Annotated in this window: 24 protein-coding genes and 1 tRNA gene; 6 read left to right on the forward strand and 19 right to left on the reverse strand. The window is 69.2% G+C overall.

Annotated features, from left to right (window positions below):
• Positions 1-169: 169 nt before the first annotated feature.
• Positions 170-2,056 carry a hypothetical protein gene (locus AFER_RS09840; protein ID WP_015799285.1) on the reverse strand — a complete coding sequence of 629 codons (1,887 nt, stop codon included), beginning with the start codon at positions 2,054-2,056 and terminating at the stop codon, positions 170-172.
• A gap of 96 nt (positions 2,057-2,152) precedes the next feature.
• Between AFER_RS09840 and AFER_RS09850 the strand changes: the two genes are divergently transcribed.
• Complete coding sequence (locus tag AFER_RS09850) at positions 2,153-3,169, forward strand: polyprenyl synthetase family protein (protein ID WP_015799286.1); 1,017 nt, start codon at positions 2,153-2,155, stop codon at positions 3,167-3,169.
• A gap of 250 nt (positions 3,170-3,419) precedes the next feature.
• Here AFER_RS09850 and lysS read toward each other — a convergent pair whose 3' ends face one another.
• The 17 genes from lysS to AFER_RS09935 form a co-directional block, all read right to left on the reverse strand.
• Entirely contained in the window at positions 3,420-4,916 is a 1,497-nt protein-coding gene (gene lysS, locus AFER_RS09855) for a lysine--tRNA ligase (protein WP_015799287.1), read from the reverse strand.
• A gap of 39 nt (positions 4,917-4,955) precedes the next feature.
• Positions 4,956-5,768, reverse strand: a complete 813-nt coding sequence (locus tag AFER_RS09860; RefSeq protein WP_015799288.1) for a type III pantothenate kinase — start codon at positions 5,766-5,768, stop codon at positions 4,956-4,958.
• On the reverse strand, positions 5,761-6,606 hold the full coding sequence (panC, locus tag AFER_RS09865) for a pantoate--beta-alanine ligase (protein ID WP_015799289.1): 846 nt from the start codon (positions 6,604-6,606) through the stop codon (positions 5,761-5,763). Before panC ends, AFER_RS09860 begins: the two co-directional genes overlap by 8 nt.
• Positions 6,594-7,079: a 2-amino-4-hydroxy-6-hydroxymethyldihydropteridine diphosphokinase gene (folK, locus tag AFER_RS09870; RefSeq protein WP_015799290.1), complete on the reverse strand. Its 486-nt coding sequence runs from the start codon at positions 7,077-7,079 to the stop codon at positions 6,594-6,596. Before folK ends, panC begins: the two co-directional genes overlap by 13 nt.
• Positions 7,076-7,453: a dihydroneopterin aldolase gene (locus AFER_RS09875; protein WP_015799291.1), complete on the reverse strand. Its 378-nt coding sequence runs from the start codon at positions 7,451-7,453 to the stop codon at positions 7,076-7,078. The genes folK and AFER_RS09875 overlap by 4 nt, the downstream gene beginning before the upstream one ends.
• Positions 7,444-8,250, reverse strand: a complete 807-nt coding sequence (gene folP / locus AFER_RS09880; protein WP_015799292.1) for a dihydropteroate synthase — start codon at positions 8,248-8,250, stop codon at positions 7,444-7,446. The genes AFER_RS09875 and folP overlap by 10 nt, the downstream gene beginning before the upstream one ends.
• On the reverse strand, positions 8,247-8,819 hold the full coding sequence (locus AFER_RS09885) for a GTP cyclohydrolase I (RefSeq protein WP_015799293.1): 573 nt from the start codon (positions 8,817-8,819) through the stop codon (positions 8,247-8,249). Before AFER_RS09885 ends, folP begins: the two co-directional genes overlap by 4 nt.
• Positions 8,816-9,361, reverse strand: a complete 546-nt coding sequence (gene hpt / locus AFER_RS09890; RefSeq protein WP_015799294.1) for a hypoxanthine phosphoribosyltransferase — start codon at positions 9,359-9,361, stop codon at positions 8,816-8,818. The genes AFER_RS09885 and hpt overlap by 4 nt, the downstream gene beginning before the upstream one ends.
• The gene (locus tag AFER_RS11330; RefSeq protein ID WP_015799295.1) at positions 9,358-10,278 is read right to left on the reverse strand and encodes a tRNA lysidine(34) synthetase; all 921 of its coding nucleotides are present in this window, start codon (positions 10,276-10,278) and stop codon (positions 9,358-9,360) included. Before AFER_RS11330 ends, hpt begins: the two co-directional genes overlap by 4 nt.
• Entirely contained in the window at positions 10,268-11,233 is a 966-nt protein-coding gene (locus AFER_RS09900; protein WP_041661829.1) for an Rv3626c family coenzyme F420 biosynthesis-associated protein, read from the reverse strand. The genes AFER_RS11330 and AFER_RS09900 overlap by 11 nt, the downstream gene beginning before the upstream one ends.
• A gap of 258 nt (positions 11,234-11,491) precedes the next feature.
• Positions 11,492-11,824: a mycothiol system anti-sigma-R factor gene (gene rsrA / locus AFER_RS09905; RefSeq protein WP_015799298.1), complete on the reverse strand. Its 333-nt coding sequence runs from the start codon at positions 11,822-11,824 to the stop codon at positions 11,492-11,494.
• Positions 11,825-12,400 carry a sigma-70 family RNA polymerase sigma factor gene (locus AFER_RS09910; protein ID WP_015799299.1) on the reverse strand — a complete coding sequence of 192 codons (576 nt, stop codon included), beginning with the start codon at positions 12,398-12,400 and terminating at the stop codon, positions 11,825-11,827.
• Positions 12,401-12,421: 21 nt separating this feature from the next.
• Positions 12,422-12,494 (reverse strand) — tRNA-Thr (locus AFER_RS09915).
• Positions 12,485-13,384 carry a DNA polymerase III delta subunit-related protein gene (locus tag AFER_RS11820; protein ID WP_083769407.1) on the reverse strand — a complete coding sequence of 300 codons (900 nt, stop codon included), beginning with the start codon at positions 13,382-13,384 and terminating at the stop codon, positions 12,485-12,487. The genes AFER_RS09915 and AFER_RS11820 overlap by 10 nt, the downstream gene beginning before the upstream one ends.
• The gene (tmk, locus tag AFER_RS09925; protein ID WP_041661831.1) at positions 13,365-13,967 is read right to left on the reverse strand and encodes a dTMP kinase; all 603 of its coding nucleotides are present in this window, start codon (positions 13,965-13,967) and stop codon (positions 13,365-13,367) included. The genes AFER_RS11820 and tmk overlap by 20 nt, the downstream gene beginning before the upstream one ends.
• Entirely contained in the window at positions 13,964-16,516 is a 2,553-nt protein-coding gene (topA, locus tag AFER_RS09930) for a type I DNA topoisomerase (RefSeq protein WP_015799301.1), read from the reverse strand. Before topA ends, tmk begins: the two co-directional genes overlap by 4 nt.
• A gap of 18 nt (positions 16,517-16,534) precedes the next feature.
• Positions 16,535-18,868: an amino acid permease gene (locus AFER_RS09935; RefSeq protein ID WP_015799302.1), complete on the reverse strand. Its 2,334-nt coding sequence runs from the start codon at positions 18,866-18,868 to the stop codon at positions 16,535-16,537.
• A 170-nt stretch (positions 18,869-19,038) separates the two neighbouring features.
• Between AFER_RS09935 and AFER_RS09940 the strand changes: the two genes are divergently transcribed.
• From AFER_RS09940 to AFER_RS09955, 4 genes are all read left to right on the forward strand, one after another.
• Positions 19,039-19,701, forward strand: a complete 663-nt coding sequence (locus AFER_RS09940) for a potassium channel family protein (RefSeq protein WP_015799303.1) — start codon at positions 19,039-19,041, stop codon at positions 19,699-19,701.
• Between the two features lie 4 nt (positions 19,702-19,705).
• Entirely contained in the window at positions 19,706-20,401 is a 696-nt protein-coding gene (locus AFER_RS09945; protein ID WP_015799304.1) for a potassium channel family protein, read from the forward strand.
• 51 nt (positions 20,402-20,452) lie between these two features.
• The gene (locus AFER_RS09950; protein ID WP_015799305.1) at positions 20,453-21,274 is read left to right on the forward strand and encodes an HAD family hydrolase; all 822 of its coding nucleotides are present in this window, start codon (positions 20,453-20,455) and stop codon (positions 21,272-21,274) included.
• Positions 21,275-21,707: 433 nt separating this feature from the next.
• Complete coding sequence (locus tag AFER_RS09955) at positions 21,708-23,339, forward strand: DUF2079 domain-containing protein (protein WP_015799306.1); 1,632 nt, start codon at positions 21,708-21,710, stop codon at positions 23,337-23,339.
• Positions 23,340-24,648: 1,309 nt separating this feature from the next.
• Here AFER_RS09955 and AFER_RS09965 read toward each other — a convergent pair.
• Complete coding sequence (locus tag AFER_RS09965) at positions 24,649-25,482, reverse strand: EamA family transporter (protein WP_015799307.1); 834 nt, start codon at positions 25,480-25,482, stop codon at positions 24,649-24,651.
• A gap of 62 nt (positions 25,483-25,544) precedes the next feature.
• On the opposite strand from AFER_RS09965, the gene AFER_RS09970 reads away from it, so the two are divergent.
• Positions 25,545-26,342, forward strand: coding sequence for a dioxygenase family protein (locus AFER_RS09970; protein ID WP_015799308.1), 798 nt, complete (start codon positions 25,545-25,547; stop codon positions 26,340-26,342).
• Positions 26,343-26,368 lie beyond the last annotated feature (26 nt).

Here is a 26,368-nt window from a genome sequence, read left to right on the forward strand (position 1 = left end):
TCCGATCTGGTACCTGGTTCCTTCATTCTACCCGCAACGCTCAACATCGCTCGAACATGCCTTGACGTCGGCATCGGCAGCGCCAGGCTGAACCACCGAGTTGCTCCAGTCTGCCACGGACAGCTGGGCTGTGTCTGTGGGCAGGCTCGACAGTTCGCTCACGGAGTACTCACGAGACCGCCCTCGATGTCGCCGAGCGGCAGCCATCGCCGGGCGCGTGCACGAGGACCAACCAGGTCGCATTGACCGCGAACACGTGCCAGATCGCACCGAGGTGCGCCTCCAACCACCCGACCGCGGCCTGCGGCTGGGCAAGCAGGCTGCGATCGACCACGATGGAGCACACGTCGTGGCGGGCAAGGTACCCCGGCAGCTCGTGGGCCGCCCGCGATGCCAGCGACGCGTCGGGTTGGGTCGGTTGGGCCACGCTCCAGAGATAGCCGAGGACGGCGGAGTCGTTCAACCGAGCGATCGTCTGCGCGGGCAGGCGTGACACATAGCCCTCGGGCGTCGGGGTCCCGATCACGGCGGCCTCGTAGGGATAGAGCGCGATCCCAGCTGCCCAGGCACTCTGGGTCGGGATGACCACCGGCACGTAGAACGTGGTGCCACCGACCGCTGCGATCCCGCGGGGACGAGGGACCAGCGGGAGCGCAGTGTCGGGGAACGGCGTCGGCGCCGAACCGACCCAGAGCGCCACCGCAACGGCCGCGACGAGCCCCGCACGCAACAGCCGGCGGTGGCGACGGCGCCCGAGCGCAACCCAGACCCACTCGAGCACCGCTGCGCCGAGCAGTGCCCCGAACAGCGCCGTGAGCACCGCGAGACGCTCCGGCAGGGTGTCGGACACGAACGGGATCGCATCGAAGGGCAGGTACGGAAGCGGGATCGGCGTCAGCACCCCATCGACGTGGAGGTAAGGGCCCATGGACGCCAGAGCGAAGATCAGCATGGCGAGCCCGAGTGGCAGGATCAACCGCTCGAGCCGAGGCGCGAGCGGACCGTGACGGCGCTGGCGTACGACGATCGCGACGCCACCGACGAGGCCGATCCAGGGACCAGCGCCAGGGAAGCCCGAGCCGTCCGCGAGGTTCGGGGCAAGGTGCCACACGGGGGCGAGGAAGTGGAAGGCGCCCCACGGATCAGGCACAAAGAAGGACAGCGCGTCGACCACCCACGGGGTCGAGAAGGGCGTCTGCGCCCCACCGTGAACCGCGAGCGGACTCAGCAGGAGTGCGTCGAGGAGCGGCGCGACGGCGACGACGGCGACAACACCGAGGACGAGCCAGCCCCGCCACCACGCCACGAGGGTCGCGAGACGCCTCGACGCGAGCTGCGGATGCACGAACCAGAGCACCACGATGGCAGCGATCGCGTAGATGCCGTAGTCGTAGACGCTCCAGACCACGAGCGCCAGGAGCGCGCCGAGCACACCGAAGCGCCAGAGAGCGGGATCGGCACGATCGAAGAGGTCGAAGGCCCAACCCACCACCAACGCGAGCCCTGCCCCGTCGACCAGGTTGAGATGCCCGAGCATCTGGCCCATGAAGAACGGGCTCGCGAGGTAGATCGCACCGGCGACGAGGGCCGCGCCGCGGCCGAGCCCGACGCGACGCGCGCACCACGCCGCAGCACCACCGTCGGCGACGAGGGACCCGAGGAGCGCGAGGTTGTAGGCGAGGACCGGCGTCGCACCGAGGTGCTCGAGCACGCCCGCGACGATGGCGGCAGGCAGCGCGAGGGTGGCCCACGCGAGGTCCGCACCCCTCGGATAGAGCACCTGGTGCGTGAGGAAGAGCCCGTGGGCACCGACCAGCCAGCCCGCGACCCAGTGGATGTACCACAGAAACTGCGGCGAGTCACCACCATCGCCGATCACCCTCGACGTCAGGTGAGCGCCACCGGGCCAGCTGAGCAGGAGCGCCTCGGCACCATAGATCACGACGCACGCCGCAGCGAAGGCGAGCTGTGCCCACGTTGAGCCGCGCTCGCGCGCTTGCCGTGTCCCGATCCGTGCCGCCGTCGACGACGCAGACACGGTGTCGTAGGCTGACATTCGCGAGATACTACCGAACACCACGGCCGCTGGCACGTGGCGCGGGGACCAAGGACCCGGGGCCACACGGACCCGACGGGCTCTAGGGTGGACGAGGTGGAGCATCCGTTGCCGCTCGGTGAGCCGTGGGCGGGTCCGTACCTCCAGGCGGTCGAGGAAGGGCTGCGTCGAGCAGCGACCACGACCGATCCGGACATCACGGCGGCCGCCCTGCACCTCATCATGGCCGGCGGCAAGCGCGTTCGACCGCTGATTGCGCTGGCGACGGCCCTTGCACTCGGCGAGGTCGCACCGTCTCCCGACGACCCTGTCGTCCGCGGCGCCGTCGCGGTCGAGCTCGTGCACCTCGCCTCGCTCTATCACGACGACGTCATGGACGAGGCTTCGGAGCGTCGTGGGGTCTCCAGTGCCAACGCCCGGTTCGGCAACCTCATCGCGGTGGTCACCGGCGACTTCTTGTTGGCCCGCGCGGCGGGCATCGCAGCTCGCCTCGGTGAAGAGGTAGCCGCGGCGCTCGCGGACACGCTGGCCGCCATGTGCGAGGGGCAGATCCTCGAGGTTGCCGACGCGCACCAACTCACGCGCACGACCGAGCGCTACCTCGCGACCATCGCGGGCAAGACCGCGTCGTTGATGGGGACCGCGGCCCGCATCCCGGCCATCGTCCTCGGACGCGACCAAGCGATGCTCGATGCCCTCTCGGCTGCTGGGACCGCGCTCGGCATGCTGTTCCAGCTCCGTGACGACGTGCTGGACCTCGTCGCGACCCGCGAGCAACTCGGCAAGGAGCCGGCACAGGATCTGGTGGAGGGGATCTACACCTTGCCGGTGATCCTGGCGCTCCACGACCCCACCGTGCGCGAGGCCCTGCTGGACGTGCTCCCACGAGCCGCAGACCCCGAACCACGAGCCGTCGCACTCAGCCTGGTCCGTCGCAGCGACGGCATCCCTGGCACGCTCGGCCAGATGCGCAGGATCGAGGCCGATCTCGATGCCGTGCTCGCCGACACGCTCGGCATGTCCGATTCGTGGTTCGGTCGGCTCGCTCGCGCGCTCGTCAGCTCAGCCGAGCACCTCGCAGCCGCGGTACCGGCACCCAGCGCACTCGCCTGAGCACCCCCGGCCCAGTTTCCACCGGTCCCACCAAGAGCATCCGCGCATCAGCTCGCGGCGCCAGAGCTCCGACGTCGCCGAACTCACGGCCGGGCATACCCCCGTCGGAACGCCCCGTCCTCGGGCGCCCAGCTCAGTCGAGCCGACGAGCGAGCGAGCCGACCGACGCCCGGGGTGCGCCGGCGACGAGAGCAGCCCCGTCACGCGGTCCATGCGCCGATTCGCTCCGCGACCAGCGCCGCTCGTCTCCTCACGCCGTCTCGTCGGATGCGCCATCCTCGTCGACATCGCTCTCCGAGGATCCCGCCTCCGGTCGCAGGGTCGGGAAGAGAATGACCTCCTTGATGTGGCGCTGCCCTGTGAGCAGCATGGCGAGCCGATCCACACCGAGGCCGAGACCACCCGTCGGTGGCAGGCCATACTCGAGTGCCCGCACGTAGTCCGCGTCGTAGGCCATCGCCTCGTCGTCACCGGCACGGCGCTGACGAGCCTGCTCCTCGAAGCGAGCACGCTGCTCGTCCGGATCGTTGAGCTCGCTGAAGGCGTTGACGAGCTCGCGGCCCCCGACGACCAGCTCGAAGCGCTCGACTCGCCCCGGTCGCGACCGGTGACGACGAGCGAGCGGCGAGACGGACTCAGGGAAGTCCAGTACGAACGTCGGTTCGATGAGTCGCGGTTCCACGAGCTCCTCGTAGAGCGCGACCAACGCCCGCCCCGCCTCCGGCTCGAGCACGGCAAGATCGAACCGTCGAGCGAGGTCGAGCAGTCGTGCGGGCTCGTCGAGGCTGACCCGCTCGCCGACCGCCTCCGAGACGAGATCCTCCATCGTCGCCGCGCGAAACGGCGGGGTCAGATCGATCACACCGAGCTCGTTCTCGCCGCGGGTCGACCCGAAGACAGCGCGCGCTGCGCTCGCGAGCAGCCCTTCCGTGAGCTCGCGCATCGCGTCGATGTCGCCGTAGGCCTGGTAGGCCTCGAGCATCGTGAACTCGGGGTTGTGGCGAGGCGAGATACCCTCGTTCCGGAAGTCCCGGCCGAGTTCGAACACACGCTCGATCCCGCCGACCACAAGTCGCTTGAGGTAGAGCTCAGGGGCGATCCTGAGGTACAGGTCCATGTCGAGCGCGTTGTGGTGGGTCACGAAGGGTCGAGCGGCCGCGCCCGAGGCAATGGGCTGCAAGATCGGCGTCTCGACCTCGACGAAGCCCCGTGCGTCGAGTTCGTCGCGAAGGGCTCGCACGAGTCGGCTGCGGGCGAGGAAGCGCTCGCGCACCCCGGGGTTGGCCCACAGATCCACGTAGCGCTGGCGGTAACGCACGTCGGGATCGCGCACACCCCGCCACTTGTCGCCGAACGATCGGCGCGCATGCGCAAGAAGCTGGATCCGATCAACGAGGACGGAGCGCTCGCCGGTCCTCGTGGTCGCGATCACACCGTCGACGCCGACCCAGTCGCCGAGCACCAGGGAATCGGCCAGCGTCGAGAACGCCTGGGTGCGATCGGCGCGCAGCCAGAGCTGGATCGCTCCGCTCGCGTCTCGAAGCTCCCCGAACGCCATCCTCCCTTGCCGCCTGAGGCGCAAGATCCGTCCGGCCACCCGGACCTGCTGATCGGTGACGGTGTCGGGCGCGAGACCCTCGCTCCGCCGTCGCACGACATCGACGGGCTCCACCCCGCCAAAGGCGTACGGAGGCACGAAGAGCGCTGCGGTCTCAGCGTCGGGCGCTCGACGTTCATCTGCGCTCATCGTCCGTCCTCTCCACCACGCCCCAGAGACGCAAGGAGTCTAGGCTCGAGCCCGCCGTCCCTGGTTGCGCGCCCAGACGAGCCGCAGCCCGTGGAGCGTCAGCCACGGCTCGATATGCCCGACGACGGGCACCTCGCAGCCGATGACCTCGCACAGCCCGCCCGTCGCGACGACCGGAGCCTCGGCTCCGATCTCGGCACGCATGAGCTCCACGAGGTGGGTGACCTGCCCGACGACACCGTTGATCACCCCGGACTGGATCGACTCCACCGTCGAACGACCGATCGCCGCCTTCGGCCGCCGTAGCTCGACCTTGCGCAGCGCCGCAGCACGCGCCACCAACGCATCGAGCGCGACGACCACCCCCGGCGCGATCGCACCGCCGAGGTAGGCACCGCTCGCATCGATCGCATCGACGGTGGTCGCGGTGCCGAAGTCGACCACCAGCACCGGCGCGCCATAGAGCTCGACCGCGGCCACCGCATCGACCACGCGATCGGGACCGACCTCTCGTGGATCGTCGTAGCGGATCGGGATCCCGACCCGCGTCCCCGGTCCGACCACGAGCGGACGAAGCCCGAGATGCCCCTCGACCATGTCCACGACGCTTCGGGTCACGTTCGCCGCCGAGGATGCAACGATCGCGCCGACGAGCCCACCGACGAGGTGGTGGCGATCGAGAAAGGTCTCGACGAGGATGGCGGTCTCGTCTGCCGTGCGATCGGCGCGCGTCGCCAGCCGAAGGTGCGCGACGAGTCCCTCCTCGGCCGTCGTCGCCGCAGCCTCGGTGTCGTAGACGCCGATCACGGTCTCGGTGTTGCCGACGTCGATCGTGACCACGTGCTCAGCCATCGGCGCCTCCGATCGCACGGTTGTCGATGAGCCGGACACCCTCGACGCGCCAGGCAGCGAGCACGCGAGACGCGGGCGTGAGGGCCCGCGTCGGCTCGAGCAGGGGCGGTTCTGCGACCTCGACGTAGTCGAGATCGACCCCCCCGAGATCGGCGAGCAGGCGAGTCCGGAAGGCGGCGGCGGCGTCTCCCACACGAGCACTCGCGCAGTGACGCGCGAGGATCTGGGCGACACGTCGCGCCTCGCGGAGCCCGACCGGCGAGAGCCGCCGGTTCCGCGACGACAGCGCGAGGCCACCCGGATCGCGAACGGTCTCGACCGCGACGACCTCGACAGGGAGGTGGAGCTCGGCCACCAGCCGGCGGACCACGAGCAGCTGCTGAAAATCCTTCTCGCCGAAGTAGGCACGAGTGGGAGCCGTCACCGTGAACAGCTTCGTCACAACGGTCGCGACACCGTCGAAGTGGCCAGGACGCACGGCACCCTCCAGCCGCTCGGTGACGCCCCCGACGCGCACCGAGACGAGGATCGGACTGGGGTGCAACTCCTCGACGACGGGTGCGAACACCCAGTCCGCACCGGCGTCCACGGCGGCACGCACGTCCGCCTCCAGGGTCCGCGGATAGGCCGCAAGGTCGGTGGGGTCGTCGAACTGCAGCGGATTGACGAAGACGGAGACGACCACGACGTCGTCGCGCTCCCGCGCTCGCCGAATCAGCGCCTCGTGCCCCTCGTGGAGCGCACCCATCGTCGGCACGAGGCCGATGGCAGCCCCGGCGTCCCGGGCAGGTGCGAGCGCCTCGCGGAGCCCGGCGACGGTCCTGATCAGCGGGTCCACGCGCACCCCGCGGCATGAGCGACGACGGGCGGTCGCTCGAGGTGGGCCAACGATCCCCCCGCCAACGACCGCGCGAGGGCGGCGTCGAGGTCCGCGAGCGGCCACAGCACGAACGACCGACCGAACGCGCGCGGATGGGGGACGACGAGGCGCGGAGGCGAGCTCACGACGACGCCGTCCATCCACACCACGTCGAGATCGAGCGTCCGAGGAGCGTTCGGGACGCTGCGTTGGCGACCGTGGCGCGCTTCGAGCGCGAGCAAGTCGTCGAGCAGGCGAAACGGCGAACGGTCCGTGCGCAGCTCGCACACCGCGTTCAGGTACCGCGGTTGCGCCCCCGGCCCGCCGACCGGCTCGGTCTCGTAGAGGTTCGACACCGCGACGACCTCGCCGATGGCGCCGAGCGCCGCATCGAGGGTCCGCGCTCGGTCGCCGAGGTTGGCGCCGAGGGCAACGAAAGCGCGGCGCCTCACGAGCGCTCACCGCCATCTCGGACCCGCGTCACGACCACGTGCACCGTGGCCCCGGCCAGTGCCAGTGGGGGGGCGAGCTTGGTCGCACGAACGGTGACGCGCTCGAGCTGCGCCCAGCCGAGCGTCGCAACGATGGCGTCGGCGAGCCGCGCCGCGACCGTCTCGACCAAGGCACACGGCGTCGCAAGGACCTCGGGCACGAGGCGATCGAGCACGCTGTAGTCGACGGTGGTGGCGAGGTCGTCGCCGATCGGCTCCTCGGCGACGACGAGTTCGACCGCAAGCTCGACCGGCTGCGGCAGGGACCGCTCGGCCTCGGTCACGCCGAGGTGCGCCGGTTGCACCATGCCCTCGACCGCGATGGTCAGGCCCACTCGCGCGCCGCCTCCTCCATGGCCGCAGCGAGACGCAGGTACTCACGGATCGGCCGTACTCGGTGCACCCGCACCACGTCCGCACCGTGCTCGATCGCCCAGATGGCCGCGGCGAGGCTCTGCTCCTCGCGCTCGAGCGGGGGCAACGCGGGCTCGGCACGACTGAGCTCGGCCAGCATGCTCTTGCGCGAGAGGCCGACGACGACCGGTGCGCCGAGGGACGCGATTTGACGAAGGTGCGCGATCAGCGCCAGGTTGTGCGCGACCGTCTTGCCGAAGCCGATCCCGGGATCGAACCAGACCTCCTTCACGCCCAGCGCACGCGCCTCGTCACGTCGCTCCCTGAGCCACGCCGACACCTCGCCCACCACGTCGGTATAGGTCGGGTTGACCTGCATCGTCTGCGGGTCACCCTGGGCATGCATCGCGATCCACACCGCACCGACCTCAGCCGCGACCGGTCCGAGTCGACCGCTCACGTCGTTGACGATCGTCGCGCCTGCCTCGACCGCCGCCCGAGCGACGGCGGGCTTGACCGTGTCGATGGAGACGACCCCGTAGGGAGCGAGCGCCGCCACGACCGGCAGGACCCGACGGAGCTCCTCGGTCTCGGGCACCGGCACCGCGCCCGGCCGCGTGGACTCGCCACCCACGTCGACGATGTCGGCCCCCTCGGCGAAGAGTTCGAGACCGTGCTCGATCGCTCTGGCCGCATCGAAGTAGCGACCGCCGTCACTGAAGGAGTCGGGCGTGACGTTGACGATCCCCATGATCCGAGCGTCGCGACGCTCGCTCATCGGGGCGGCCGTCCTCGCTCGAGCTCCGCGAGCGCGTTGGGGCTGCCCACCTCCCTGCCCGCCAGCGCCTGGGTCGTCACGATCACGCCCTCGCGTCGCACCCCCCGGATGGCGATGCAGGCGTGCTCGGCCCGAACGGTGACACGGACGAGACGCGCCCGGGCCGCCTTGGCGATCGCATCGGCGATCTCCTGCGTCAGCCGTTCTTGGAGCTGGAGGCGACGAGCGTGCCGCTCGATCTCTCGCACCACGGCCGACAGGCCGAGGACCCCAGCTCCCGGGAGATACTCCACCGAGACCGTGCCCGTAAACGGCAGGAGGTGATGCTCACACAGCGAGGCAAACCTGATCTCGTCGAGGACGACGGGAGCCCGCTGCTCGGGCGCGAACCGCACCGGATCGTCGGGCTCGGCCCGATACCCGCCGAGCAGTTCGGCCAGTGCCTCGACCACCCGCTCCGGGGTGCGCGTGCGCACGTCGTCGGCGAGCGTCGCACCGAGGGTGGCCTCGGCCCACGCGAGCAGCGTGTCCACGGCCGCGCGAGCGTCGTCGTTCGTCGGTGCGCTCATACGTCCTCCCGATAGGTCGCGATGAACGGGAGGTTCCGGTAGCGCTCGGCGACGTCGAGTCCATAGCCGATGACGAAGGCGGGCGGGATGTCGAAGCCGACGTAGGCGATGGGCAGATCGCCTCGACCGTCGTCAGGCTTGCGCAACAGGGCGCACACGGCGAGCGACGCCGGGTTGCGCGAGGCGAGGTTCGTCAAGAGGTAGCGGAGCGTGAGGCCGCTCTCGACGATGTCTTCGACCACGATGACGTCGCGCCCTTCGAGCTCGACGTCGAGGTCCTTGATGATCCGCACGACACCCGAGGTCCGCGTGGCACTGCCATAGGAGGACACCGCCATGAAGTCCACCGCGACCGGCAGCTCGATCGCTCGTGCCAGGTCTCCCATGAACACGAACGCACCCTTGAGCACCCCCACGAGGAACGGTGCGCGGCCCGCGTAGTCCTTGGTGATCGCCGCTCCGAGCTCGCCGACGCGCGCACGGAGGTCTGCCTCACTGATCAGGACATCGCCGATGTGCGGGTCATCCAGCGACCACGTCACGGGCGCCTCCCTTCGGACTCGAGCCCGAGACGGGCGATCTCTCGCCCACCTGAGCTTAGGACGAGCGACGAGCCCACGCGTCGCACGTCGAGGTCGCTCGGGAGTGCATGCGCTCGGCGAGTACCATCGGCGACCTGGACGAGCGCACGCCGATGCGCCGCCGACAGTCGAAGGCCTGTCTGGTGTCGGACCCACGTCGCGAGCTGGGTCGTCGCCGGCGCGAGCTCCGGGTAGCGCGCCTGCAGGCGCACGGCCTCGCGGGCGTGCGCCGCCGCGCGCGCCAGCAGCGGGACGACGTCACGCTCTGCGATCGCGGCGGCGAGCGGGAGCAGCTCGGTACGCACGCGCACGCGCCGAAAGCGTACGTCCTGATTCATGGGATCGACGAGCGGCACGAGTCCGGCGGCCTCGCAGACGCGCGCGAGCTCTGAGCGCCGAAGGCCGAGTGCCGGGTGGAGGGGGCCGGGCTCCATGGCGCCGATACCGACGAGCCCGCTCCCCCGCAGGAGATTCAGCAGCACCGTCTCGGCTTGATCATCCATCGTGTGTGCCCGGGCGGCGTCCCCGAGGGCGCCGAGGCGGGCCGAGCGCGCGCGCGCCTCGAGGTTGGGGCCAGGGATCACGCGCACACGGCGCTCGAGCACCGAGATCCCGAGCGGAGCGAGCTGGCGGGCGACGTCGGCTCCTTCTCGGGCCGAGCCCGGGCGCAGGCCGTGGTCGACGTGGATCGCGAGGACCCGCTTGCCACCGAACGCCAGCAGCGCAGCGAGACCCAGCGAGTCGGCGCCACCCGAGACGCCGACGCGGACCGGGTCGTCATCGAGAGGCCACAGCCGCTCACCGAGCGAGGCGAGATCGATGCCGAGCTCACGAGCTCGGCGCTGGGCAGCCTCGACCCACGACGGGCTAGGCCGCACCGACCCTCGCCAGCCACGTCTCTGGCGCGTCGAGCTCGGCAAGCGTTGGGAGCGACTCGGCGCGTTCGAACACGTCGAGCGCGCTGCCAGGCCGTTCTGCCTCGATGCGCTCAAAGAACCGACGACCGCGCTCGTACTGGCGAGCCTTCGCGTCGAGTCCGAGGAGTCGCGCGACGATGCGCGCGAGACCCCGCGCACTGCGACGCTGGTCGACGACACGAGCCAGCTCGTCGTCACCCGGCACGGTCCCCGAGGGGAGGGTCCGCATGACCCAGTCCGCGTGGCCCTCGATGACGCTCATGATGGCGCTGACACGAGCCAACGAGGCAGCAGCACGTTCTGGGAGGACCAGCTCGAGTGGCCCGAGCTCCCCGAGGCGGCGGTCGCCACCCAACCAGCTGAGCAGCGAACTCACCGCATCGACCGGGGTCGCCGGTCGCGCAGCGATGACCTCGGCGAGCGATGCGTAGAGCGTCTCGAGCAGCCAGGGGCGCGCGAAGAACTGCGCCCGATGGGCGAGTTCGTGCGAGAGCACCCACCTCGCCACCGTGGCGAGATCCGTCCCAGCCCCTGACGCGAGATGCTGGGCGTTCTGGCCTACCAGCACGAGCAGGGGCTCTTCGTCGCCGCCCCCCGGCACGTACTGCCCCAGAACGCGAGGCGAGAGGGCCGCGAGCACCGCGCCGAGCATGGCTCCGCTCACCTCGGCCGCACCAGCGGGTACCCCCTGCGGGTACAAGCGACCGATCAAGGCTGCGTAGGAACGCGCATTGTGGATCGCCCACGCGCGCCGTGACAGGTTCGCGACCGCGAGGGTCTCCGTTCCGATCTCGAGCCCACAACGAGCCTCGACGATGGGGGCGAGCTCTGCCACCAGGCCAATCAGATCGAGAGGCGGCGGCGCTGTGTCCGGGACGAGCGCTCGGATCGACAGCGTCGCCACCTGGTGCGACACGGGGCTCACCATGAGCTGAGCCCCGAGGAAACTACCCGGCCTTGCGCTGACCGCGGGTTCGCGACGCCCCGATGGGCTGATGCGCGTAGCAGTACTTGGACTTGTTGTAAATGGAGAGCGTCGTCGTACAACCCGGCTCCTTGCACACGCGTCCTCGCTGGTAGGTGCGGGGTGCGTGCCCAGTCGCCAGAGGTTCCGCGACGATCGTCTCTTCCCCTCGGCTCACCATGTCCAGAGCAACCCACGATGCCCCCCGCCCTATTCCTGTCGCGCGTCGGAGACGTGGCGGTCCTTGGCCGATTCCTCAAGGAGGACCATCGCGAGACGCTCACGCAGCGAGGTCGGAACCCGATCGCGTGCTCGCTCCGCGATGACCATGCGCAGCTCGGCTTCGAACTCGAACGCCTCGAGACAGGACCCACAGTGGTCCAGATGGGCTTGGAGCTTGTGCCGGCGTTCGTCGGTCAGCTCGCCATCGAGGAAGAAGTACAGCTGGCTGATCGCTTCCCGACACTCGGGCGTGGACGGACCCCGAGGGTCGGGCTCGATCTCATGACCCTTGTGCTCCGGACCAGTCTCGCTCGTCACCATCTACGCCTCGGTCTCCGCTGCCCGCTCCGCACGAGCCAGTCGCTTCTCGATCAACGCGCGCTGGAGCGCGCGCCTTCCCCGATGCAGCCGACTCATCACGGTTCCGAGCGGGACGTCCATGATGTCGGCGATCTCACGGTAGCTAAAACCTTCGACGTCCGCCAGGATCACGGCCAAGCGGAACTGCTCTGGCAGGGCCTCGAGCGCCGCCTTGACGTCGGCATCGGTGAAGGTGTCGAGGACCTCCTCCTCGGCGCTCCGGCCCGCGAGGGCTGCCTCGAGACCGCCCAGGCGGCGATAGAGGTAGAGCTGCTCGACCTCGTCGAGGTCCGTCTCGTCCGGGCGACGGCGACGAGCTCGGTAGGCATTGATGTAGGTGTTGGTGAGGATGCGATAGAGCCACGCCTTGAGGTTGGTGCCCTCCTCGAAGGTACCGAAGGCACGATAAGCCTTCAGGAACGTCTCTTGCACCAAGTCCTCGGCGTCGGCCGCGTTGTGGGTCATACGCATCGCCGCGGAGTAGAGGTTGTCGGCGTACGGCAGGGCAAGCTCTTCGAAGCGCGCCTGATCCGCCACGTCGCCTCCCGTCACCAGCCGAGCCCGGGAGGGGACTCGAACCCCTGACCTGCTCATTACGAGGGAGCTGCTCTGCCGACTGAGCTACCCGGGCGCCGAGCGACCAGTGTAGCCATGTGCCGGGGTGGGACGCTCGAGCACGAGCTCGGCGAGCACCAGACCGATGGAGAGCCTCCTCGCGAGCGAGCCGCTCGCGCGCCGCACCGCCTGACCCCAGGAAGCATCCATCGGGTTGGCTCGAATCGCGACCGCGAGTCCGAGCCGTACCAACGCCTCTTGCGTCGGAGCCGGCAACGAGCTCGGCGGGCGAAGCGACGCTGCGATCTGGGCCGGATGGGCATGGGCCGCACCGGTCGCGAGCGCGGCCCAACGCTCGAGCCACGTCCCCGGCTCGGGAACCGACCCGAGCGTGTGGACGAGCTCGAGATCACGCGGCACGAGCGCGAGGAGACGCGGCGAGAGCTCGATGCCCGCGTCGGCGACGGCAGCCTCGATCTCGGCTGCGCTCGGAGGATCGACCTGGACGCGGACGCAGCGCGACGCCATCGCCGTGAGCTCGGGAGGGATGGCGCTCGCCGCGAGCAACCACCGCGTCCGCGGCCCCGGCTCCTCGAGCGCCTTGAGCACCACTGGCGCTACCGACGCCATGCGTTCGATACCGACGAGGCCGGCGATGCGCCAGCGATCGGCACTCTGGCGTGCGTGCGCAACGAGGGCACGAACGTCGGCGATCGACGGGGTGTCACTGAGGATGCGCACGTCGGGGTGGCGTCCCTCGGCGACCGCACTGCACACCGAGCACTCCCCACAGCCGCCGCGCGGACAGGTGAGGTACTGGGCGGCGACCACCACCAGGTCGGCGAGGCCACTCCCCCGCGCGCCCACCAGCAGCACACCGGCTCGCGATGCATCGAGCGCACGCTCGATGCGCTCCGTGGTGTGCGGACGCCAGCGTCGAATGCCCTCAGCGACGCGCGTCGTCATCGAGCCCGAGCTCCGCCATGATCATCGCCTGCACCCGAGCCGCTACCGCGTCTCGCGAGCCGTTCGCGTCGACGAGCCGCCATCCCCACGATCGCGCACGATCGGCGTAGCGCGCCCGGATCTGCTCCCACGCGGAGCGGCCACCCGCCTCGAACCGGTCGCCGGCGTCGAGGCCGAGCGGCTCGGCACGATCGAGGACGAGGACGAGATCGGCGACCGGATCGCCGGTCAACGCCTCGAGGGCCCAGATCGCATCCTCTCCCACCTTCGGGCCCTGGTAGACGATGGTCGAAGGGAAGTAGCGATCGAGGATCACGTGCGTGCCCGCCTCGACGGCGGGGCGCACCACCGTTGCGACGAGCTGTGCACGGGCGGCAGCGAACGTGAGCAGCTCGGCCCATGGTGCGAGCGACCGCGTCTTGACCACCTCGCGGAGCGCCTCGGCAGCGGGGTCGCCACCTGGATCTCTCGCCGTGACCACGTCGACACCGCGGGCACGCACGGCCGCGACCGCGAGGTGGACCTGCGTCGACTTGCCGACCTTGTCGGGTCCGTCGAGGACCACGAGTTTCCCCCGCGTCACGAGCCAGATCCCAAGCGCGCACGCCGCTCGGCCAAGAGCTCCACCGCCGTGTCGAGATCCAAGCTGGCCGGATCGACGCCTCGCGGCAAGGAGGCGTTCACCTCGCCGTCGGAGACGTAGGGGCCGTAGCGACCCGAACGGACCACGACGCGCGCGCCGGTGTCCGGATGGGTGCCCAACTCGAGCACGCTGGCCGAGCGACCGCGCCGCTTGGGCTCGCGAAAGCGCGCGAGCGCTTCGGTGAGATCGATGGTGAAGAGCTGCTCGGGCTTGTCGAGCGAGCGGGTGTCGCGACCCTTGGCGAGATACGGACCGAAGCGGCCGTTGTGCGCCCAGATCTCCTGCTGGGACTCGGGGTCGACCCCGACCAACCGCGGCAAGGACAAGAGCGCGACCGCGTCCTCGTAGCTCAGGGTCTCGACCCGCTGCCCTGGCAGCAGCGATGCACGCCGCAGCGAGCGATCGTCGCCCTCGCCGAGCTGCACATAGGGACCGAACCGGCCGGTACGCAGGAGCACGGGTTGCCCGTCGAGTTCGCCGAGCACACGATCGCCGAGCCTGCCCCGCTCGAGCAGCTCCTCGGCCCGCTCGAGGGTGAGCTCGTCGGGAGGGAGGTCCTCTGGGATGGAGGCGGTCTCCTCGCCTGCCTGGAGGAACGGTCCGTAGCGGCCGACACGCACCACGACCGGCGTTCCATCCGCGCGCTGGCCGATCGGGATCGAGTTCACGTCGCGTGCGTCGATCTCCCCCAGTCGCTCGGTGACGAGCTGATGGAGACCGGGGGCACCGTTGCCCCAGTAGAAATGCGCGAGGTAGGGCGTGGGCTCCTCCTCGCCGATCGCGATGCGGTCGAGGTCGTCCTCGAGACGCGCCGTGAAGGAGTAGTCCACCAGCTCGGCGAAGTGGCGCTCGAGCAGCTGCACCACCGCGAAGCCGAGAAAGGTCGGAATCAGCGCTTGCGAGCGTCGCCATGCATACGAGCGCTCGACGAGCGTGCTGATGATCTGCGCATAGGTCGACGGCCGTCCGATGCCACGCTCCTCGAGCGCGCGCACGAGCGATGCCTCCGTATAGCGCGCCGGAGGCTGCGTCTCGTGCCCCTGGGGCTGGGCACCCGTCGTGGTGAGCGCGACACCAGCGGCCAGAGGCGGCAGGTCGACCTCGTCGTCCTCGCTGAGTTGCTCCGGGTAGACCGCGAGGAACCCTGGATCGGTGAGCGTGCGGCCACGAGCGACGAACGTCGCCCGCTCGATCTCGCGACCGTCGATGCGAACCTCGGGCCCGAGCGCGACGTCGATCGTCGCGACGGCGGACATCCCGCGGGCGTCGGTCATCTGGGAGGCCAGCGTGCGACGCCAGATCAGCTCGTAGAGGCGCGCCTCGTCGCCGGGAGCCTCCCTTGCCACCTCGTCCGGCGAGCGCCAACGGGTACCCGCTGGGCGGATGGCTTCGTGGGCCTCCTGCGCGTTCTTCACACGCGAGCGATACTGACGCGGCGCGTCGGGGAGTGCTCCCGGGAAGCGCTCGGCGATGAGTCGACGGGCTTCTGCGAGCGCCTCTCCGGCAAGCTGGACGGAGTCGGTTCGCATGTAGGTGATGAAGCCCTGCTCATAAAGCCGCTGGGCCACGGCCATGGTGCGCTGCGCGGAGAAGCGCAGTTTTCGCGAGGCCTCCTGCTGCAGCGTCGAGGTCATGAACGGCGCGTCCGGTCGTCGCGTGAACGGCCGCTCGGTGAGCTCGCGTACCACGCCACCTCGACCCTCGACCGCTTCTGCGACCGCGAGCGCGTGCGCGCCGTCGAGGACCACGACGCCCGTGGCGACGCGACCGGTCGCGTCGAAGTCGCGGCCGGTGGCGATACGCGCCTCGTCGAGGGCGACCAGGCGCGCGGCGAAGGGCGCGGGGGCCTCGGCACGCGAGAACTCGGCGACGACGTCGAAGTAGCTCGCTCGACGAAACGCCATCCGCTCGCGCTCGCGCTCGACGAGGAGCCGACAGGCCACCGACTGGACGCGACCGGCCGACAGTCGCGGCATCACCTTCTTCCACAGCACCGGCGAGACCTCGTAGCCGAAGAGCCGGTCGAGCACGCGCCGTGTCTCCTGGGCATCGACGAGGCCGCGGTCGATCCCCCGTGTCGCCCCGACGGCCTCGCGGATCGCTCGCTCCGTGATCTCGTGGAACACCATGCGACGAACAGGAACGCGAGGGGCGAGCACCTCGAGCAGGTGCCAGGCGATGGATTCTCCTTCGCGATCCTCATCGGTCGCGAGGAAGAGCTCGCTGGCGTCGGCGAGCAGGGCCTTGAGGCGCTTGACCTGCTCGCGCTTCTCCGGAGGGATCACGTAGAGCGGCCGGAACCCGTGCTCGGTATCGACACCGAGACGCGCCCACGGCTCCTTCTTCACCGCTTGCGGGATCTCCTTCGCCGAGCGCGGCAGATCTCGCACGTGGCCGACGGACGCCTCGACGACCCACTCGTCGCCGAGGTAGCGCCGGATCGTCCGAGCCTTGGTGGGCGACTCCACGATCACGAGTGGCTTTGGCACGAACCGATTTGCTCCTCGCTAGGACTCCTGGTGGGCCGGCTCGAGGAACTCGTAGCTCGGGTTCATCATCGCGAGCCGACCCTGGAACTCCCCTACCGTACCCGCTGCGCGGATCGTCGCACCGGCGGCGATCCCCGGTACCTGGCGACGGCCGGGGAAGACGAGGAGGATACCACCGGTGGCGTCCTCGAGCCGCGCCACGCTCATCGGCATCCCATCGAGCGTGCGGGTGCGCACCGCCGCGATACGCCCCACGACCGTGGCCTGGCGCCGCGGCGTGCAGGCCGAGACAGGCGTGGTGCCGTCGGTGAGCTCGGGCGCCTTCGTCCCCAACGTGGTGCGGCGGGCCTTCGCCGTGACCGTCGTACGGGCACTGCGCGTGCGGACTCGATAGGGTACGAGGATGGCCGTGGCGTGTGGCAGCTCCCCGACGACTTGGGAGATCTGCACCGCCGACTGGTCGTGGAGCAGCGGGCCGAGGATCCGCCCGTAGACACGGTGCGGGATGATCGCTGAGACCTCGACGTCGCTGCCTGATGCGACCGCATCGAGCACGACCTCGGCCGCGCCTCGCCGAAGGCGGCGATCCGGGCACTCGACGAGCTCGAGCTCGAGGTTCGCCAAGCCTGCCTGCTCCCACTCGGCTCGGAGCGTCGTCGCCTCCTGTGCATCGACGACGAGGTGCACGGCACGCAGCGCGTCGGGCAGGAGCAGCTTGGCGTACTGGACCGCCCGCGCCGTGGCGAGATCGACGCGATCGACGAACAGCAACACCACGTGCGTCCGAGCGGCCGGAGCCTCACAGGCCGCCGCCACCCCCTCCTCCAGGGCGGCGGCCTCGCGCTCGAAGCGACGACGGAACCGCGTGAACATGAAGACCAGCAGTGGGACGACGACGACGACCAGCCAGGCGCCCGAGGTGAACTTCGTCACGATGAAGACGATGTCCACGATCGCCGACAAGATGGCCGACGATCCGTTGACGATCGCCCGCCGGCGCCAGTGGTCCTCCTTGTGGATGAGGTGGTAGCGAACCATGCCGCTACCGGCGATGGTAAAGCCGGTGAAGACACCGATGGCATAGAGGGAGATCAACGAATTGATGTTGGAGTTCGTTGCGACGAGGAGCACGATCGCGATCGCCGCGACGATCACGATCGCGGTCGAGTAGACCAACCGGTGGCCACGCTCACGGAAGCGCCGGGGCAGGAGGCCGTCCGTCGCCGCAAACGACGCGAGCAACGGGAATCCCGTGAACGACGTGTTCGCAGCCAAGGTCAAGATCGCCGTCGTCGAGATGTCGAGGATCACCGTGAGGACGTGACCGACCGAACTTTGGCCAAAGGCCGCCTGCGCCACCTGCGAGAGCACGGTCGGCGCTCCCGAGAGATACGGCACGGCGTGGGTCGTCGCAGCCAGGCCAGACACCCCGAGAAAGAGCGTGCCGAGGATGACGCTCATCCAGATCAGCGTCACGCGAGCGTTGTGCACCTGGGGATCGCGAAAGACCGAGACCCCGTTCGAGATGGCTTCCGTGCCGGTGAGGGCTGTGCCGCCGGAGGCGAACGACTTGAGCACGATGAAGACGCTGGCGCCGACGAGAAGGCCACCGCCTGGCTTGCCGGCCGGGAACGCACCGGGGGCGATGATGGCGTAGTGATGGATGTGGCCAACCAGCGCGCGAACCGTGCCCACCGCGATCATGAGCAGCATCGAGCCGATGAAGAGGAACGTCGGCAGCGCGAAGGTGCGCCCGGCTTCGCGCAGCCCACGCAGATTGCCGAAGGCCATGCCGATGACGAAGACGACGCCGATCGGCGTGATGAAGGGGACGAGCGCCGGGATGGCGGAGGCGATCGCGTCGACACCGGCCGCCACGGAGACCGCAACGGTGAGGGTGTAGTCGATGAAGAGCGATGCGGCCGCGATCTGCGCGAGCCACAGGCCGAAGGTCTCGCGCGCGACGATGTAGGCGCCTCCCGCCTTCGGGAAGGCCCGGATCACCTCGAGATACGAAGCCGCCACGAAGATCAGCACCACGATGACGAGGAGCGACACCGGCACGATGAGGTGGTAGGCGGCGATCCCGACCGCCGGGACCAAGACACCGAGGCTCGCCTCGGTGGCATAGGCCGACGAGGACATGACGTCGGACGAGAGGATCGCGAGCGCGGTCGGTTTGCCGAGGCGCTCCGAACTCAGCTCCTCGTTGATCAGTGGTCGCCCGAGCAGCCAGTTCTTCAGCCGATAGCTGAGCTTCTCGGGGACCTCGTAGCTCTCGAGGGCAGCGAGCGGTGTGGGCTGCGAGGGGGTGAAGGAGCGCGCGAAGCGCTCGGACGGTTCCTCGGACATGGTCACTTCCTCAGGCGACGGTTCGCCGCTAGAGCCTAGGTGACCTGCGCCCGCGGGCAGCTTCGAACCACGAGGGCTCTGGACCGCGAGCCTGCTCGGTCGCACGCGCCCGCGGACTGTAGACTTCGGCCGAGCGGCCTGGGCGCCGAACACAGCGAGGGGTTGGGGCAGTGGAGTCGGTGCACGTCATCGTCGTCGGGTGCGGTCGTGTGGGTGCAGAGCTCACCCGTCGACTGAGCGCTGAAGGACACTCCGTCACCGTGATCGACCGCAACCCAGACGCCTTTCGACGCCTCGGGTCGGCACGAGCGACGACCATCGTCGGGTCAGGGTTCGATCGAGACGTTCTCGAGGCCGCCGGCATCGGCGAGGCTGCTGCCTTGGCAGCGGTCACGAGCGGTGACAACTCGAACATCCTGGCGGCTCGGATCGCCAGAGACGTCTTCGAGGTGCCCAACGTCGTCGCACGCATCTACGACCCCCGTCGAGCGGTCGTCTACGAGCGCCTCGGCATCCAGACCGTCGCGACCGTGACCTGGACGACGGATCAGGCCCTCGCCCGCCTCTTCCCGCTGCGCATCGAGCGTCCGTGGATGGACTCATCCGGGGAGCTCACGGTGGCGGAGATCACACTGCCCCCCAGCCGGATCGGCAAACCCATCGGCGCGCTCGAACGAGAGGGCGAGCTCCGTGTGGTCGCCGTCGTCCGACCCGGCGGAGCCCGCCTGGCCACGGCAGGGCTCATCGGTCAAGAGGGAGACCGCATCGTCGTCGCCGCGAGCCAACGCGCCCTGGCCGAACTCGGCGCCTGGTCCAACGAAGTGGGGAGCTAGCACCATGCGGATCGCGATCGTCGGCGGCGGCAACGTCGGGCGCTTCCTCGCTGCGGACCTCCAGCACCACCACGACGTCGTCCTGTTCGAACGAGATCACGAGCTGGCGGCACACCTTGCTTCCCAGCTTCGCTGCACCGTCGTCTTCGGAGACGGCTGCGAGCTGTCCACGCTGGCGGACGCGGGCGTTGGCACCTGCGACGTCGTCGTGGCCTCGACCGGCGACGACGAGGACAACCTCGTCGTCTCCCTGCTCGCCAAGCAGGAATTTGCTGTTCCGCGGGTCATCGCACGCGTGAACCACCCGAAGAACCATTGGCTGTTCAACCGATCCTGGGGCGTCGACGTGGCCGTCTCGACCCCGCATCTCATCAGCGCGCTCGTCGAAGAAGCGGTCAGCGTCGGTTCGCTCGTCCAGCTGCTCGCGTTCGACAACTCGGGCGCGCGCCTCGTGGAGGTCACGCTCACGGCAACGTCTCCAGCGGTCCAACGGACGATCGCGACCCTCGGGCTCCCTCGAGACGCCTCGGTGGTCGCCGTGGTGCGGGGAGAGAACGTGATCGTCCCTCGGGGTGAGGTGACCCTCAAGCCCGAGGATCACGTGCTCTGCCTCGTCGTCGGCGAGACTGAGGCGGCGGTGCGCAGCGTTCTCATCGGCGACGAGGACACGATCGCCGAGGCCGACGCGGCCACGCCCTGAGCTCGCCCTCGGCTCCCCTACGGCACCGGCGACACCGGTAGGCTCCACGTCATGGAGGCAGCGTTCTTCGACCTCGACAAGACGGTCATCTCTCGCGCCTCGCTGCTGGCCTTCGGAGCTCGCTTCTTCCAGGAGGGCCTGATCAATCGACGCACCGTCGCGCGGAGCGTCTGGGCACAGCTCGTCTACCGCTACCTAGGGGCGAACGAACGTCGGCTGCGCCGGTTGGAGCGTTCGGTCCTCGACCTCACGCAGGGATGGCACCAGAGCGTGGTGCGACGCGTCGTCGCCGAGGCGCTCACCGAGATCGTCACGCCGCTCGTCTACCGCGAGGCGGTCGAGCTCATCAAGCTGCACCAGCTCGCTGGGCGCAAGGTCTTCCTCGTCTCGGCCTCGCCCGAAGAGATCGTCGAGCCGATGGCAGCCTTCCTTGGCGTCGATGGCCAGATCGCGACCAAGCCGAGGGTCGACGAGGAGGGCACCTACACGGGAGAGATGGCGTTCTACAACTACGGCCCCTACAAGGCAGAGGCGATGGCCGAGGTTGCGCAACGAGAGGGCATCGATCTCGCTGCCTCGTATGCCTACTCCGACTCCTACACCGACCTCCCGATGCTCGAGGCCGTCGGCCACCCGGTCGCGGTGAATCCAGATCGGGTGTTGGCACGCGTCGCGCGCGAGCACGGCTGGGAGATCCTCGAGTTTCGCCACCACACCAAGGTGGGACGCCACCGAGTCCTTCGAACCGTCGGTGCGGTGGGACTTGGGATCGCCATCACCGCGATACCGGCGACACCCTTCCTGCGCCGAGCGACGCGGCGTCGGCGAGGAGTCGAGCCTACGGACCTACTCCCGCCACCCCTGAGGCAATGAGGCCGTGCACGAGACGCCCACCACTCATCGGCCTCCACGAATTCGTATCGTCGCTGACAACCCGGGCTCGACGAGCGCGCGCGAGCTCCAGGCCGTCGATGTGAGCGCAGTGTTTCCGCGCCTCCGGAGCAGCGTCGCTGCGCGATCCCTCGGCGCGGCATCGTGTTTGCCCCACACACCTGCCGCCAGGTCGCAACCACGTCGAGATTGCGTCATGCGTGCTCTCCCCGACGCTATCCGAACCCACCACCCCGCGACCGCTCGTCCGACCTCCTGAGTCGAATTCCTCTGTCGCCACCGCGAGCATCTCCGTGCTCGCAAGGATCGGCCGTTCACGACCGCTCACGTCGCTCCCTCAGCGCGGGTGCGACCACGGATGACGACCATGAGTTGTACATGAGAGCGGCAGGCCTCGCTACTAGCATCGTCGCGCATGAAAGCCGAGGAGCGCGTTCCCCCCTCATCGCTGCAGAAGGCGCTGGCGTGGATCCTCGAGCCACGGCAATTGCTGGCACTGAATCTCATCGGCTCTCTCGCCGCTTTCGTCCTCCTCGGCACCTACGAGTACTTGAGATGGCGGGACTTCGACCTCGGCATTGATTATGCCATCCAGAACCAGGGAACATTCCTCATTGCGCATGGACATCTTGCCCCTCGTGACACCATCTACGGTGGCGGCTTCGACAACAATGCGCTGACCTATCTCTTCATCGTCATCGGCCTTGTACGGACGCTCGTACCGACAGGCGTGATGCTGCTCGTACTCCAAGCTCTCGCTGTCGCCGCCACGTACCTGTTCATCATGCAGATCGTCATCCGAGTGACTCGGAGACTTCCACTCGGTTGGCGTGGTGCTGTCGTCATCGGTTCCGCCCTGCTCACCTTCCTCAATCCCTGGGCGCTCGAGGCTGTGTCCTTTGACGTGCATGGGGAGCCCTTCGGAGCACTCGGACTCGTCGTGCTCCTGTACGGCATGCTCCGAAGCCAGCGCACATACTTCTATGCAGGCCTCGCACTCGCGCTCCTCTCAGGGGCCGGCACGCTGATCGTCCTTGCTGGTTTGAGCGTGGGCTTGCTGGCGACGAAGTCGACCCGCCGATGGGGGATACGTACGACGATCGGCGTGGTGATCATCGGCATCATCGCGCTCCTCACCGGTGACTCCGGCTCCTCATTCTCGTCGCTTTATGGCTATCTCGCGTCCTCTTCAGGCGCCACACCTGGCGCGACGGCCATCCTCAGATCGATCGTCGAGCACCCCACGCGCCCCGTCTCGGTCCTGGTCAGTCGCTGGCCCGAGATCCGCGAACTGATCGGCTACGCGGGGATCATTGGCTTGGCATGGCCGCCGACGCTCGTCGCTGCGGTGGCAGCGGTCGTAGCGAACGGACTGCCACAGAACTCGGCGTTCCTGTCCCTGACGCAGGGGTTCCAGAATTGGCCCGTCGAAGCAGTGCTCGTCGCCGGTGGGGCGATCGTGGTCAGCCGACTGGCCGGAGCGCACCATGCCAACCACGATGCCCTCTCGGAGGGCGATCGTGCGAACGGCCGGTCTCGATGGCGGCTCCTCGGCGGACGAGCCATTGTGGCCCTCTGGACTGCGGTGAGCGTCGCCATCGGCATCGGGGCCCTCAGCACAGACCTCGGGATCCCCCGCAGCTGGTTCAACCAACCCTACGCGAGTGTCTCGGCCCTCCGAGTGGCGCAACGCTCCATCCCTCGAGACGCCGAGGTCGTCGCCACGATCAATGCAATCGCGCGAGTGTCTGCTCGCGCTCAGCTCTTTCAGCAGATCGCCCCCACTCAGGCGCAGCCGGTCTGCGCAGCGGTCGTCGACGTCTTGATCGAAGTGCCAGGGCCCTATGCGGTGCTGACGAGCCAAGAGGCGAGCCACGATGTGCGTACCCTCCTTCGTGCTCCGGGTCACACGGTGCTCCAACAATCGGGCGTGGTGCTTGTCCAGTTCGGGGGTCTGCATCCCGGTCGAGAGGCGCTGATCGTCCCGACGGGGCAGGTGGTCACCGGACCGCAAGCGGCGAGCCTCGACGCGTCACAGTGTCAGTAGGTCGGCCTTCCGACCCATGGAGCGTCCGACTCCGGCAGGAGCAACTCCAGCCGTTTGGTTCGCCGCGACTCTCGCCAGCGACCGCACCGGCGTCCCCCATCTGCTCGACGGCACCAACGCGCAGCGATCCATACGCGGTGCAGGCACGAGGGGGCTCGGCGTTGCCGGACGACTGCTGAGCGTGGGCCGCTAGGGCCACGTACGGCACGCGATCCCAGCGGCACTCGATCCCAGCGACCTTGCCATCAGTGTCCGTCGCGTGCTCGATTGACCCTCGCAGGATGTCAACGCCGCCGGCGCGAGGCGTCGCTCGACCTGCGCCGGCGGGTTCCGTCAACCCTGCCTCGAGCCCTCACCGAGTGACCATCGTTCGCGTGCAATCGTCGACGCGCATGCAGGTTCGAAGGGGCACCCAAGGCGCGATACGCGCTCCGGTGTCGGGGATCGAGCCTCCTGACGCGGCTCGTTGGCCCAGGTCTGTCTCCAGAGCAAGCGTGGCTCGACCAAGGCGCTCCCTGCTGATGCAGCGACCCGTCTGTTCCAACGCACTCACGCCAACTGCAGTGCCTGGCTCGATTGGATCGAGGGCATCCGTGCCCGGGCTCCGCAGGGCATCTCAGCAGGCACCTCGCGACCTGCGTCAGCTTGCAGTCGATCGAGAACGAGCGAAGCCACCGGACCTCCAGCCAGCAGCGACTGCGTCCGCACGGCTGATCACCTCTCGGTATTGCTGTGGCGTGCGGCCACGGTCGCACACGGGCCCGAGGCGCGAATCATCGGCGACGACAACCTCGAGGGAGCTCGCGCTCGTGTCGGGAGGGGCTCTCCCAGACCCCGACGCTCGCCTCGCGCGAACTCCCGAGGGTTGCTGAAGGACGAGCTCGCCGCCCGCGCAAGGAGTCCGAGGGCTGCTGGCTCCACGAACACGCTCCACCACCAGTCAACACCAAGCGCCAGCTGTCACGCGCGCCAGCTTCAGCTGGACACTGTCCTGCTCGAGGTCATAGGAACGCCGCGCGTCGCCGCGCACTCGGTCGGCCGTGGCGGACCGCGCCAGCGGGAGCCGATGGTCCCGCCACAAGGCCGCCGGTCACCCTCGCGACGGTCTCGCCTCGTGCCACGGGCTTCACTAGGTCACCGACGGGCAGGCAGATCTCCTCAGGCCTGCGACGACCATGCGTTGACGTAGCGTCAGCCCTCATCACCGTTGGGTCGCGTCAGCCCCGGGGTACCGACCGGAGCGACCCCGTTGAGGAGAGGCGAGGGGTTCGGTGACGCCGACGACGGACGAGAGTCGAGATCAGGCCCGTCAGCGAGGCGCCAGGACGATCACGGCGACTCCTGCCGCGACGATCGCTGCGGCGACGACTCGCGAGCGACCGCGAGCCTCACCCATGATCGCACCGGCCAGCGCGGCGATGACCACGCTGGTCTCGCGCAGTGCCGACACCACCGCGAGTGGAGCGCGCTGCTGCGCCCACAGCACCGCGGCGTAGGTGGCGTAGGAGAGCACACCAGCAGCTGCCCCCAGGCCGAGGGAGCGGACCTCGGGCCGAGTATGCGCACGTCGCGCTGCGAGGGCCGACACGGATGCGACCACGCTCCCTTCGAGCGCAAAGAGCAGACCGGCGTAGGCGAAGGGATCGGGGCTGTGGCGCACGCCGAGTCCGTCGGTCAGCGAATAGCCAGCGATCGTGACGCCGGTCGCGAGCGCGAGCAGCACTGCCCGCAGACCATGGTCGCGCTGCGGCCTCGCAAGGAGCGCGATCCCACCGGCGACCACGACCACGCCCGCCAGCTCGAAGGTGGTCAGTGGCTCGTGGCCGATGGCGAGGGCGCCGATGGCGACCAGCAACGGCGCGCTGCCGCGCGCGAGCGGATACACCTGCCCGAGCTCGCCAGCGGCCAACGAGGACCCGAGCAAGAGGTTGTAGGCGACGTGAATGGCCGAGGAGCCAACCGCGAAGGCGATCGCCGCCGCTGGTGGTGGGCCGACGACCACGAGCGAGGCGATCCCGATCGCGGCAACCACGGCGTTGATGGTCGCGACGGCATCACGAGGTGACGGTGCAAGCTTGGCCAGTGCGTTCCAGGCGGCGTGCCCAACAGCGGCCCCGAGCACCACCGCGATAACGACGAGCATCACACCAGCCACACGGATACGTGCACATGCAACCAGTTTGCCGCTACACTGAGGGCGTGACCATGCCAACGCTGTATCTGGGACATGGAGCCCCACCGCTCCTCGATGACGCGCGCTGGGTTGCCGAGCTGCGCGAGCTGGCGAGCCGCATCGATCGTCCGCAGAGCATTCTCGTGGTCTCGGCCCACTGGGAAGCTCGACCAGTCGCGCTGTCGTCGGTCGTGGGCGCCCCACTCGTGTACGACTTCTGGGGGTTTCCGGAGCGCTACTACCGCCTCACCTATCCGGCACCGGGGTCGCCAGACCTGGCTGCACTGGTCGAGGGGCACCTCGGGGCTGCGGGCCACTCCGTGGCTCGCGACGAAGGTCGAGGCCTCGATCACGGGGCATGGGTCCCGCTGCTCGCCATGTACCCGGAGGCCGATATCCCGGTGCTGCAGCTGTCCCTCCCGAGTCTCGATCCAGAGGAACTCTACGCCGTCGGACAGGCCCTCGCGCCGCTGCGCGACGCTGGGGTCCTCCTCATCGGCAGCGGCTTCTTCACGCACAACCTCCGTGCGCTCGGACAGGTTGGGCACCCTGACGGCCCCCCGCCCGCCTGGTCCGTAGAGTTCGACGCCTGGGGCGCCGAAGCGCTCGCCGACGGCGAGATCGATGCCTTGCTCGACTTCGAACATCGAGCGCCGGCTGCTCGGCTCGCCCACCCTCGCACCGAACACTTCGCTCCGCTGTTCGTGACCCTCGGCGCGGGCGAAGGGACGCCCGTCGATACCGCCATCACCGGGTTCTGGTTCGGCCTCTCGAAGCGCACGATCGTCCTTGCGGAGGCACCGATCGGCGAGGTGACACAGCACGTCTGAGCCCACGCGCCTCGCGTCGAGCCCCG

Source organism: Acidimicrobium ferrooxidans DSM 10331, from assembly GCF_000023265.1.
GTDB classification, from domain to species: domain Bacteria; phylum Actinomycetota; class Acidimicrobiia; order Acidimicrobiales; family Acidimicrobiaceae; genus Acidimicrobium; species Acidimicrobium ferrooxidans.